9 protein-coding genes are annotated in these 12,289 nt (G+C 66.9%); 4 read left to right on the forward strand and 5 right to left on the reverse strand.

Going from position 1 to position 12,289, the window contains the following annotated elements:
• Positions 1-44: 44 nt before the first annotated feature.
• Positions 45-1,970, forward strand: coding sequence for an ATP-dependent zinc metalloprotease FtsH (gene ftsH, locus AC1RLU_RS02725; protein WP_142113102.1), 1,926 nt, complete (start codon positions 45-47; stop codon positions 1,968-1,970).
• A gap of 159 nt (positions 1,971-2,129) precedes the next feature.
• On the forward strand, positions 2,130-3,473 hold the full coding sequence (gene glmM / locus AC1RLU_RS02730) for a phosphoglucosamine mutase (RefSeq protein ID WP_492793721.1): 1,344 nt from the start codon (positions 2,130-2,132) through the stop codon (positions 3,471-3,473).
• Positions 3,474-3,596: 123 nt separating this feature from the next.
• Here the strand turns inward: glmM and AC1RLU_RS02735 are convergent, their stop codons facing one another.
• Positions 3,597-4,364: an SDR family oxidoreductase gene (locus AC1RLU_RS02735; protein WP_142113099.1), complete on the reverse strand. Its 768-nt coding sequence runs from the start codon at positions 4,362-4,364 to the stop codon at positions 3,597-3,599.
• 130 nt (positions 4,365-4,494) lie between these two features.
• Between AC1RLU_RS02735 and AC1RLU_RS02740 the strand changes: the two genes are divergently transcribed.
• Entirely contained in the window at positions 4,495-5,532 is a 1,038-nt protein-coding gene (locus AC1RLU_RS02740) for an L-idonate 5-dehydrogenase (RefSeq protein ID WP_265055946.1), read from the forward strand.
• A 9-nt stretch (positions 5,533-5,541) separates the two neighbouring features.
• Here the strand turns inward: AC1RLU_RS02740 and AC1RLU_RS02745 are convergent, their stop codons facing one another.
• The 4 genes from AC1RLU_RS02745 to AC1RLU_RS02760 form a co-directional block, all read right to left on the reverse strand.
• Positions 5,542-7,302: a sensor domain-containing diguanylate cyclase gene (locus tag AC1RLU_RS02745; protein ID WP_492793722.1), complete on the reverse strand. Its 1,761-nt coding sequence runs from the start codon at positions 7,300-7,302 to the stop codon at positions 5,542-5,544.
• 71 nt (positions 7,303-7,373) lie between these two features.
• Positions 7,374-9,047: a formate--tetrahydrofolate ligase gene (locus tag AC1RLU_RS02750; protein WP_492793723.1), complete on the reverse strand. Its 1,674-nt coding sequence runs from the start codon at positions 9,045-9,047 to the stop codon at positions 7,374-7,376.
• A gap of 132 nt (positions 9,048-9,179) precedes the next feature.
• Entirely contained in the window at positions 9,180-9,866 is a 687-nt protein-coding gene (locus AC1RLU_RS02755; protein ID WP_492793724.1) for a glutathione S-transferase family protein, read from the reverse strand.
• Positions 9,867-9,888: 22 nt separating this feature from the next.
• Positions 9,889-10,638, reverse strand: coding sequence for a haloacid dehalogenase type II (locus tag AC1RLU_RS02760; protein WP_492793725.1), 750 nt, complete (start codon positions 10,636-10,638; stop codon positions 9,889-9,891).
• A gap of 114 nt (positions 10,639-10,752) precedes the next feature.
• Between AC1RLU_RS02760 and gpmI the strand changes: the two genes are divergently transcribed.
• Positions 10,753-12,267, forward strand: coding sequence for a 2,3-bisphosphoglycerate-independent phosphoglycerate mutase (gpmI, locus tag AC1RLU_RS02765; protein ID WP_492793726.1), 1,515 nt, complete (start codon positions 10,753-10,755; stop codon positions 12,265-12,267).
• The last annotated feature ends 22 nt before the right edge of the window (positions 12,268-12,289 follow it).

A 12,289-nucleotide genomic window follows, 5' to 3' on the forward strand; every position in this document is an offset into this window, starting at 1 on the left:
CTAGGCCTCATCCGGTTCTTCCGGGAGGCCCGATCGGACTGGGAATGAATCCGAATTTTCGTAATTTCGCCCTCTGGGTGGTGATCTTTCTGCTGGTCCTGGCGCTGGTCACCCTGTTCCAGAGTCCGAGCCAGCGCGCCAGCACCAATGAAATCCCTTACAGCCAGCTGATCAACGAGGCCGAGGCCGGACGCGTGTCGAACGTCGTCGTCGCCGGTCAGGAGATTTCCGGCGCCTTCTCGGATGGCCGCAGCTTCGTGAGCTACGCGCCTTATCACGACCCGAACCTCCTGAGGACCATGGCCCAGAAGGGCGTTCAGGTCTCGGCCAAGGCGCCGTCGGAAGGCACGCCGTGGTTCATGGCGCTGCTGGTCAACTCGCTGCCCTTCGTCATCTTCATCGGCCTGTGGATCTTCATGTCCCGCCAGATGCAGAACGGCGCCGGCCGGGCGATGGGCTTCGGCAAGTCCAAGGCCAAGCTCCTGACCGAGGCCCATGGCCGCGTCACCTTCGAGGATGTCGCGGGCATCGACGAGGCCAAGGAAGACTTGCAGGAGATCGTCGAGTTCCTGCGCGATCCGCAGAAGTTCCAGCGGCTGGGCGGGCGCATCCCGCGCGGCGTGCTGCTCGTCGGCCCTCCCGGTACGGGCAAGACCCTGACGGCGCGTGCCGTCGCGGGTGAAGCCAACGTGCCGTTCTTCACCATCTCGGGTTCCGACTTCGTCGAAATGTTCGTCGGCGTCGGCGCGAGCCGTGTCCGCGACATGTTCGAGCAGGCCAAGAAGAACTCGCCCTGCATCATCTTCATCGACGAGATCGACGCGGTCGGCCGCCATCGCGGCGCCGGCCTCGGCGGCGGCAACGACGAGCGCGAGCAGACGCTGAACCAGCTCCTCGTCGAGATGGACGGCTTCGAGCCGAATGAGGGCGTCATCATCATCGCCGCGACGAACCGTCCGGACGTGCTCGACCCCGCGCTGCTGCGGCCGGGCCGTTTCGACCGGCAGATCGTCGTGCCGAACCCGGACGTCGCCGGCCGCGAGAAGATCCTGCGCGTGCATGTGCGCAAGGTGCCGATGGCGCCGGATGTCGACCTCAAGATCCTGGCCCGCGGCACGCCCGGCTTCTCGGGCGCCGACCTGATGAACCTCGTCAACGAGGCCGCGCTGCTGGCGGCGCGGCGCGGCAAGCGCATGGTCACGCATGGCGAGTTCGAGGACGCCAAGGACAAGGTCATGATGGGCGCCGAGCGCAAATCCATGGCGATGTCCGAGGAAGAGAAGAAGCTGACCGCCTATCACGAGGCCGGCCACGCCATCGTCGGCCTCTATGTCCCGGCCGGCATCCCCGTCCACAAGGCGACGATCATCCCGCGCGGCCGTGCGCTCGGCATGGTCAAGTTCCTGCCGGAGGGCGACCGCTACTCGATGAAGTTCAAGGAGTTCACCTCGCAGCTCGCGGTCGCCATGGGCGGGCGCGTGGCGGAGGAAATGACCTTCGGGCGCGAGAACGTCACCTCGGGCGCCACCGGCGACATCCAGCAGGCGACCAAGATGGCCAAGGCCATGGTCACGCAGATGGGCTACTCGTCCGAGCTCGGCATGGTCGCCTATGGCGACAATCAGGAAGAGGTCTTCCTGGGCATGTCGATGGGGCGCAGCCAGTCGGTCTCCGAGTCGACGGCGCAGAAGATCGACGCCGAGGTCAAGCGCCTCGTCGACGAGGGCTATGCCGACGCCAAGACCATCCTCACCGATCATCACGAGGAGTTCGTCGCGGTGGCCGAGGCGCTTCTCGAATTCGAGACGCTGACCGGCGAGGAAATCCGCGACCTGATCGCCGGCAAGCGCCCCGTGCGCGATGCCGACGACACGCCGCATGCTCCGCGCGGCTCGGCCGTCCCAAGCGCGGGCAAGGGCCGCAAGCGCGGCGAACCGGATGCCGGCCTGGAACCGCAGCCGCAGGCCTGAGGCGCATCGAGTGGATTACGAAGGGCGGCCGAGAGGCCGCCCTTTTCGTTTGCCCGGGCGCGATGTCACGCTCCGTCATAATTTGTGAGAAGGCGGAAAGGTTTTTTGGCTATAGAACGCCGGAAACGGGCGCGATGCGCTCCATGGAACCGAATCACGATGACGCGCAAATATTTCGGAACGGACGGCATTCGCGGGCGGGCGAACGGCGTCATCACGCCGGACCTCGCTCTGAAGGTCGGCCAGGCGACGGGCCTCGCCTTCCGCCGCGGCGAACATCGCCACCGCGTCGTGATCGGCAAGGATACCCGCCTCTCCGGCTACATGATCGAATACGCCATGGTTGCAGGCTTCACCTCGGTCGGCATGGACGTGATGCTGCTCGGCCCGATACCGACGCCGGCGGTCGCCATGCTGGCACGCTCGATGCGCGCCGATCTCGGCGTGATGATCTCCGCCTCGCACAACGCCTATGAGGACAACGGCATCAAGCTGTTCGGCCCCGATGGCTACAAGCTCAACGACGAGGTCGAGCGCGAGATCGAGGCGCTGATCGATGGCGACCTGACGCCCCGCCTTTCCGCCTCGCCGAAGCTCGGCCGGGCCAAGCGCATCGACAGCGCCGATGCGCGCTATGTCGAGTTCGCCAAGCGCACCATGCCGCGCAACATGAGCCTGGAGGGGCTGCGCATCGTGCTCGATTGCGCCAATGGCGCCGGCTACAAGGTGGCGCCGGAAGCACTCTGGGAGCTGGGTGCCGAGGTCATCGTCATCGGCAACGAGCCTGATGGCTTCAACATCAACCACGATGTCGGCTCGACCCATCCCGCGACTCTGGTGGCGAAGGTCAGGGAATTGCGCGCCGATGTCGGCATCGCGCTCGACGGCGATGCCGACCGGGTGCTGGTGGTCGATGAGCAGGGACACATCGTCGACGGCGACCAATTGATGGCCGTGATCGCCCGCTCCTGGCTGGAGGACGGCCGGCTCTCGGCTCCGGGCATCGTCGCGACGATCATGTCCAATCTCGGACTGGAGCGGTATCTCGCGGGCCTGGGCCTGTCGCTGGCCCGGACCGCGGTCGGCGATCGCTATGTGCTGGAGCACATGCGCAACCACGGCTTCAATCTCGGCGGCGAGCAGTCGGGCCATATCATCCTCTCGGATTTCGGCACGACCGGCGACGGTCTCGTCGCGGCGCTGCAACTGCTCGCCGTGGTCAAGCGGATAGACAAGCCGGTCTCGGAAGTCTGCCACTGCTTCGAGCCGTTGCCGCAGATCCTCAAGAATGTCCGCTACAAGAAGGGCCGTCCGCTGGAGGAGAAGCAGGTGGTCAGCGCGATCGAGGCGGCGAAGCTGCTGCTCGGCGAGAGCGGCCGCCTGGTGATCCGCCCCTCCGGCACCGAGCCGGTGATCCGCGTCATGGCCGAGGGCGACGACCGCGACCTGGTCGAGCGTGCTGTCGACGATGTCGTCGAGGCGGTGACCAAGGCTGCGGCCTGATAAAGGGCACGTCATGCTCGGGCTTGAGCCCTGAGCATCTCCTGCCGGAGGAGGCTCCGGTGCTTTCTCGTCATGAGATTCTCGGGTCTGCGCTTCGCTTCGCCCGAGAATGACGGATAGGCCTCACACCACCGAGGTCAGCCCGCCATCGACCATCAGCAGGTGGCCGTTGACGTAGTCGCTCGCCGCCGAGGACAGGAAGATCGCGGCGCCGGCCAGCTCCTTCGTCTCCCCCCAACGCCCGGCCGGCGTGCGGCTGCAGACCCAGTTCGAGAAGGCCTCGTCGGCGATCAGCGCGGCGTTGATCTCGGTGGCGAAATAGCCGGGGCCGATGGCGTTGGCCTGGATATTGTGCTTGCCCAGCTCGGCGGCGAGGCCCCGCGTCATCATCTTCACCGCGCCCTTGGACGCCGTGTAGGGGATGATGGTGGCGCGGCCGAGCTCGCTCATCACCGAGCCGATGCTGATGATCTTGCCGCGCTTGCGCGGCACCATGCGCTTCGTCACCGCTTGGGTGACGTAGAACACCGAATGCAGGTTGGTGTTGATCACGTCGTGCCAGCCCTCGACCGGGAATTCGGTGATCGGCGCGCGCTTCTGCATGCCGGCATTGTTGATGAGGATATCGATCGGGCCGATCTCGGCCTCGATCATGGCGACGCCGGCCTCGACCGCCTTCTGGTCGGTGACGTCGAAGGGCGCGATCGAGGCCTTGCGGCCAGCGGCGATCAGCGCCTGCTGCGCCCGTTCGAGCTTCGCCTTGTCGCGCCCGTTCAGCACGACATGGGCGCCGGCATCCGAAAGCCCCTCGGCCAGTGCGAGGCCGATCCCCTGGCCCGAGCCGGTGACGAGCGCGATCTTGCCGGCGAGACTGAACAGCGACAGCGACATGGCGTATCCTCGCAAAATGCCGGATGCGGCGATTTCGGTTTGCGCCCGGGGCGCCGCTTTGGGTAAGCAGGTTTCAATCGATTAGACAATGGTGCCGCGCGTCGTCGCGCGGCGAATTCGGGAGCGTCCCATGCGTGCCGTCGTCATCCATGCCGAGAAGGATCTGCGGGTCGAGCCGACGACCGCTCCGGAGCTCGGGCCGCGCGACGTGCGCGTGCGGATCGAGGCTGGCGGCATCTGCGGCTCGGACCTGCATTACTATCTGCATGGAGGCTTCGGCACGATCCGCGTGCGCGAGCCGATGATCCTCGGCCATGAGATCGCCGGCCGGGTCGAGGCGATCGGCGGCGAGGTCTCGCGGGTGAAGCCGGGTGATCGCGTCGCGGTCAATCCGAGCCGCGCCTGCGGCCATTGCCGCTATTGCCAGATGGGTCTGCAGCAGCACTGCACGGACATGCTGTTCTACGGCTCGGCGATGCGCTTCCCGCATGTGCAGGGCGGCTTCCGCGATGTGCTTGTGGTCGAGGAGCGGCAGGCGGTGAAGGTGGCGCCGCGCGTCACCGCTGCGGAAGCGGCTTTCGCCGAGCCGCTCTCCGTCTGCCTCCATGCTGCCAAGCGGGCCGGGCCGCTGCTCGGCAAGCGCGTGCTGGTGACGGGTGCCGGGCCGATCGGTGCGCTGACCATCCTGGCCGCCAAGGCGGCCGGCGCCTCCGAGATCGTCGCGACCGACGTTGTCGACGGGCCGCTACCGGTCGCACGCAAGATGGGCGCCACCGCGACGGTCAATGTCGCGGCCGAGCCCGAGCGGCTCAAGGCCGAGTACGGCGCGGAGAAGGGTGCCTTCGACGTGATGTTCGAGGCCTCCGGCAACCAGCACGCGCTGACCGGTGCCTTCGACGTGGTCAGGCCGGGCGGCGTCATCGTCCAGATCGGCGTCGGCGGCCAGTTCACGCTGCCGATGAACGTCGTCGTCGCCAAGGAGTTCGACCTGCGCGGCTCGTTCCGTTTCCATGAAGAGTTCGACTGGGCGGTGGCGATGATCGGCTCGGGCTCGATCGACCTGTCGCCGCTGCTCACCGCGTCGATCCCGGTCGACCGGGCGGTCGAGGCTTTCGATCTCGCCGCCGACAAGTCGAAGGCGATCAAGGTCCAGCTCGACTTCGCCTGATGACCGGTTTCAACCGTTGCTGCGCCGGCGGAGCGAGACTTCTTCCGGCGGGCTGATGGCGAAGCCGTTGCGGCCGTTGCGCTTGGCGACATAGAGCGCTTCGTCGGCGTGGCGCGTGGCCTCGGTCAAGGTATCCTGCGGCTCCAGCAGGGTCGCGCCGATGCTGGTGCTGACCGTGACGGAGGCGCCGTTGCCGAGGGTGACGGGGCGCTCCGCGGCGGCCGTGACGATCGCCGCGGCGATGGCCGACAAGGCGTCGCGATCGACATTGTCCAAGAGCAGGATGAATTCGTCGCCGCCCCAGCGCGCGCAGATGTCGCGATCACGCAGCAACGCGGTCATCCGCCGGGCGAGCTCGGCGATCACCTCGTCGCCGCTCTGGTGGCCATGGCTGTCGTTGAGCGGCTTGAGATTGTCGAGATCGACCAGCAGCAGCCCCGCCTGATGCCCGGTCCGCCCGGCGCGGCTACGGCTCTTTTCGAAGGCCTGCTCGAAGCCACGCCGGTTGAGGGCGCCGGTCAGCGGATCGGCGTGGGCCAACCGTTCGAGCTGCTCGGTGCGCTCGCGCACGGCTTCCTCGAGCCGCGCGGTGTTCTCCTCGACGCTGCGGGCCATCGTGCCGAAGGCCTGCGACAGCCGGCCGATCTCGTCGCGACCGGCATCGATCGCGACGGCGCGGAACTCGCGGGCGCGGACATGACTGGCGGCATGCTCGACGCGCGCCAGCCGGTCGAGCACGGCGCGCTTGAACAGAAGGGTCATCAGGGCCGCCGCCGCCAGCAGGACCGCCCCGAACAGCAGGCCGAGCGGCAGGAACAGCCTGCGGTCGATGATGCGGTCGATATCCATCACCGTGACGTTGAACCAGCCGAGCCGGTCGAGATAGCCGACGCCGACCAGCACACGCTTGCCGCCGACATGCATGAAGCGCGACTGCACGAGATCGTCGCCGGCCCCGACGCGGGCGATCATCTCGCCGAGCAGGCTGCGATCGGGATCGTTGTCGACGAGCTGGTAGATCGTCTTCTTGGACGCGATGTCCTTGGTCAGGCTGTGGAAGTCGACGAGGTTCGCGTCGCGATGCGCCTGCACGGCGCCGCTGCGATCGACGAACATGCTCTGGACGCCGGTCTGCGGGATGTCGACGACCTCGCGGATGAACTGCGTCAGGTCGAGCCCGGTGCCGATGATGCCCAGCACACGGCTGTCCTTGCGGATGACGCAGTTGATCCAGACCTTGGTGACGCGGAGATTGTCGTCGTTGTCGACATTGAGGTGGCAGCCGGAGCCCAGCGCCGCGGTCTTGTAGTACCAGCCGTCGCGCGGATTGCCAGCCGAGAGCGTATAGCGCTTGCGATCGTGCTCGTAGCTGTTGTCCCTGTCGTTGAAGTAATAGTTGCCCGATCCGGCGATGACGGTGAAGTAGCTGCGGTCCCGGAAGGACTGGCGGTAATGCTCGAGTTCGGCCAGGCCGCGCTCGGCCTTCACCGGGTCTGCCTCGTTCTCGGCCCAGTCGACGATCGCGGGCGAGCGGGCGACGGTCTCGGCCAGCGAGACCTCGCGCATCAGCGCTTCCAGCCCGCGATAGCGATCGAACAGGATCTGCTTTTCGGCGACGAGCGTGCCGAGCTTCACCACAGTCGCGTCGACGAGCCACAGGAAGGCCGCGCCGGCGGGAAGCGCGATCGCGACCAGGATGGCGAGCGTCCAGCCCATGACCCGGGTCTTCAGGCTGTACGTGCGGGGCAGACCGGCCTCGGCCTGGCTCATCGGATCGACTTCCTCGCGGGATTGCGCAGGGTAGGGGCCGATCCGTTGCGTAAGCTTTAAGAAGACAGCCTTCAGAACAACCCTTCGATCCGCCCCTGCGTATCGATATGGATGCGCTCGGCCGCCGGCTCGCGCGGCAGGCCGGGCATGGTCATGATGTCCCCGCAGATCGCGACGACGAAGCCGGCGCCAGCCGAAAGCCGGAGCTCGCGCAGCGGAACGGTGTGACCGGAGGGCGCGCCGCGCAAAGTCGGATCGGCCGAGAAGGAATACTGGGTCTTGGCGACGCAGACCGGCAGGTCGCCGAAGCCGGCCTCCTCCAGCTCGGCGAAGCGGGCCTGGAGCTTGGCATCTATGGCGACGCCGCCGGCGCCATAGATCTCGCGCGCGATCGTCTCCAGCTTCTGCTGCAGCGGCATCGCATCGGGATAGAGCGGGGCGAAATCGGCCTCGCCCTCGTCGGCGAGCGCGGCGACCTTGCGGGCGAGCTCCTCCGTGCCGGCGCCGCCCTCGGCCCAGTGCCGGCAGATCACCGCCTCGACGCCGAGATGGTTGCGGCAATAGTTGCGGATCAATTCATGCTCGGCGGCGGTGTCGCTGGTGAAGTTGTTGATCGCCACGATCGGCGGCACACCGAATTTCCGGAGATTGTTGACATGGCGCGTGAGGTTGGAAAGCCCCGCTTCCAGCGCCTTCAGGTCTTCGCGGCCGAGCGCGTCCTTGGCGAGGCCACCATGCATCTTGAGGGCGCGGACCGTTGCGACGACGACGGCAGCGGCGGGCTTTAAGCCCGCCTTGCGGCACTTGATGTCGAAGAACTTCTCGGCGCCGAGATCGGCGCCGAAACCGGCCTCGGTGACGACGTAATCGGCGAGCTTCAGCGCGGCCTTCGTCGCGATCACCGAATTGCAGCCATGGGCGATATTGGCGAAGGGGCCGCCATGGACGAAGGCGGGCGTGCCTTCCAGCGTCTGCACGAGGTTCGGCATCAGCGCGTCCTTGAGCAGCACGCTCATCGCGCCGGTCGCCTTGATGTCGGCGGCGGTGACGAGGCGCTTGTCGCGCGTGCGGCCAATGACGATGCGGCCGAGGCGGGCTTCGAGGTCGACCGCGTCGCGGGCCAGACAGAAGATCGCCATGACCTCGGAGGCGACGGTGATGTCGAAGCCGTCCTCGCGCGGGAAGCCGTTGCTGGCGCCGCCGAGCGAGGAGACGATGGAGCGCAGCGCCCGGTCGTTCATGTCCATCACGCGCCGCCAGGCGATGTGGCGGGTGTCGAGGCCAAGCCCGTTGCCCCAGTAGACATGATTGTCGATCATCGCCGCCAGCAGGTTATGGGCGCTGGTGATCGCGTGGAAATCCCCGGTGAAATGCAGGTTGATCTGCTCCATCGGAACGACCTGGGCATAGCCGCCGCCGGCGGCGCCACCCTTCATGCCGAAGCTCGGGCCGAGCGAGGGCTCGCGCAGGGCGATCATCGCGCGCTTGCCGATACGGGAGAGCCCGTCGCCGAGGCCGACCGTGGTCGTGGTCTTGCCTTCGCCGGCGGGCGTCGGGCTGATCGCGGTGACGAGGATCAGCTTGCCGTCGGCTTGAGCCTGGAAGCCGGGGATCGCCTGCGTGTCGATCTTGGCGATGTACTTGCCGTAGGGATTCAGCGCCTCGGAGGGGATGCCCGCCTTTGCGGCGATCGTGGCGATGGGCTGCAGCGTGGCTACGCGCGCGATCTCGATATCGGTCGGCATTCGTCCTCTCGGAGGCTATTCCTGCCCGCGTCTCCCGAGCGCGGACCGCGCGGACACTGGCGCGAAAACCTCGCCGCCGCCAGCGCTATTGCCGGCGGGGCGGCCATGATGCACAGGCGGCGCGGGTCTGGCTTAGCCAGCCAGATGGGTGTTCTGCGGGAACAGGAATTTCCGAGCCTCGGCGTCGAACTCGGTCTTGAAGGCGAACTGGTCCTTCAGCGCGACGGCGCGCTGCGCCGCGGGCCGTGCCGAGATCTCGTCGAGATGGCGCTTCACATGCGGGAACAGCTCCGGCCAGGTCTCGCCGACGGCGAAGGAGAGCCGCGTCGCCCAGCCCCAGATCGACATGTCGACCAGCGTGTAGCGGTCGCCCAGCATGTAACGACGGCCAGCGAGCAGGTCGTTGACGATGCCCCAGTGCCGCTCGGCCTCGCGGGCGTAGCGGTTGATGGCATAGGGCAGCTTCTCCGGCGCGAAGCGGCTGAAATGCACCGCCTGGCCGCAATAGGGGCCGATGCCGGTCGCGACGAACATCAGCCAGGACAGCATCTCGCCGCGCGCCTTTGGCGTGTCCTCCGGCAGGAACTGCCCGGTCTTCTCGGCGAGATAGAGCAGGATCGCGTTGGAATCGAAGACAGTGACGTCGCCATCGGTCAGGGCCGGCGTCTTGGCATTGGGGTTGATCGCGAGGAAGTCCGGCTTGAACTGCTCGCCCTTGCGGGTGTCGACCGGCACCATCTCGTAGGGCAGGCCGGCCTCTTCCAGGAACAGCGCGATCTTCGCCGGGTTCGGCGAGGGGTGGTAGTAGAGCTTGATCATCGGGGTCTCCACGAGCGGCGCGTCAGGCCTGCCTCAGTCCGGCGACATAGGAGACGAGATCGGTCAGGGCGGCAATGGTCGCATCGGCCTGGAAGCCGAGCTGCTCCGGCTGCATCCGAAGCGCCTTGAACATCAACGCGGGATCGATCGTTGCAGCGGCAGCAAGCTCGCCGCGCAGCCGGCCAGCCGGCACGCGCTCGATACGAGCGACATGGAAGCCATGCGCCTTGGCGCCGGCGATGTCGAAGCCGTTGGAAGAAATGAACAGGATCTCGTTTCGAGAGAGGCCGAGCCGCTTCTCGACATGGGCATAGCCGCGCGGATCGGGCTTGTAGACGCCGATCTCGTCGACGCTGATCACGGTTTCCAGGAGGTCGGTGATGCCGGCATGGGCGACGAGCCGCTTGAGCATGTCCGGGCTGCCGTTCGAGTAGATGGCGAGGCGATAGGAGGCGAGGCCTTCGAGTGCAGTGCGGGCCTCGGGGTAGAGGGACAGCGCATCATAGGCTGCCGCGATCCTGGCCACGAGCTCGGGCGACGCGGCGAGGCCGAGCGTTCTCAGCGTGAAATCGAGCGAGTCGCGGGTGACGGTCCAGAAATCCTCGTAGCGGTCCATCAGGGCGCGCAGCCAGGTGTATTCGAGCTGCTTCAGCCGCCAGACTTGCGTGATTGTCGCGCCATGGCCGGGAAAGGCGGCGTCGGTGACGGCCGCGACCGACTGGACGTCGAAGAGCGTGCCATAGGCATCGAAAACCAGCGCCTTGATCGACATGCGTCTCCTCCGTTGCGGCTTCGTCGCGTTCCCAACCTTCATAACACTCGCATCGGCCGTGTGGCGCATGGTATCCGCACAAGCACCTTTCACCGTTCCAGACAGGTCAAGCCGATGCCGCCTCGCCCCGTGATGCTGATGATCCTCGATGGCTGGGGCTGGCGCGAGGAGAGCCAGAACAACGCCGTCAGGCTGGCGAACATGCCGAATTTCGACCGGCTCTGGGCGGCCGGACCGCATGCCTTCCTGCACACATCGGGGCTCGATGTCGGGCTGCCGCCCGGGCAGATGGGCAATTCCGAGGTCGGCCATCTCAATCTCGGCGCCGGCCGGGTGGTGATGCAGGACCTGCCGCGCATCAATCAGGCGATCGCCGATGGCTCGATCGCCGGGGCTCTCGAAGCGACCGGCCTCGTCGCCGGGTTGAAGGCGAGCGGCGGCGCCTGCCATCTCCTCGGCCTTGTCTCGCCGGGCGGTGTCCATGCCCACCAGGATCATGCGGTGGCGCTCGCCCGCATCCTGACCGCGCAGGGCGTCACGGTGCATGTCCATGTCTTCACCGACGGGCGCGATACCCCGCCGCAATCGGCCGCGGAGTACGTGAAAGCCTTCGCCGCCGCGCTACCGGCCGGCGCGAGCATCGCCAGCGTTTCCGGCCGCTATTACGCGATGGATCGCGACAACCGCTGGGAGCGGGTCGAGAAGGCTTGGCGCGCGATGGTGCTGGGCGAGGGCGAGCGCTTCGCCGATGCGCAGGCCGCGATCGCCTCGGCTTACGCGAAGGATGTCACCGACGAGTTCATCCTGCCGGCGGCGATCGGCGATTATGCCGGGATGAAGGACGGCGACGGGCTGCTCAGCTTCAATTTCCGCTCGGACCGCATCCGCGAGATCCTCGCGGCGGTGCTGGAGCCGGATTTCACTGGCTTCGTTCGTCCGCGCCGGCCGGTGCTGGTCAAGGCTGTCAGCATGACCTCCTACAGCGCCGAACTCGACAAGATCATGCCGATGCTGTTCGCAGCCCAGACGCTGGCCAACGGCCTTGGCGAGACCGTCGCCAAGGCCGGGCGCAAGCAGGTCCGCATGGCCGAGACCGAGAAATATCCGCACGTCACCTATTTCTTCAACGGTGGCGAGGAGACGCCCTATGCCGGCGAGGACCGGGTGATGGTGCCCTCGCCCAAGGTCGCGACCTATGACCTGCAGCCGGAGATGTCGGCGCCGGAGCTGACGCGCAAAGCAGTCGAGGCGATCGATTCAGGTCGTTACGATCTCGTCGTGCTCAACTTCGCCAATCCCGACATGGTCGGTCATACCGGCGTGCTCGCCGCGGCGATCAAGGCGGTCGAGACGGTCGATGCGGGGCTCGGCGCCATTGCCGAGGCGATCGGGCGGCAGGGTGGCGCGATGCTCGTCACGGCCGACCATGGCAATGCCGAGCTGATGGTCGATCCGGTGACGGGCAAGCCGCATACCGCCCATACCACCAACCCGGTACCATTGATGCTGGTCGGCGGGCAGGCCAAGGGGCTCGCCGACGGACGTCTCGCCGATATCTCGCCGACGCTGCTGGCGCTGATGGGGCTGGCGCAGCCGGCCGAGATGACCGGGCAATCGCTGCTGCGCTGACAAAAGCAAAACGGCGCGGGGA

The sequence above is a fragment of the Allobosea sp. GW822-FHT05A11 genome, from assembly GCF_058800455.1.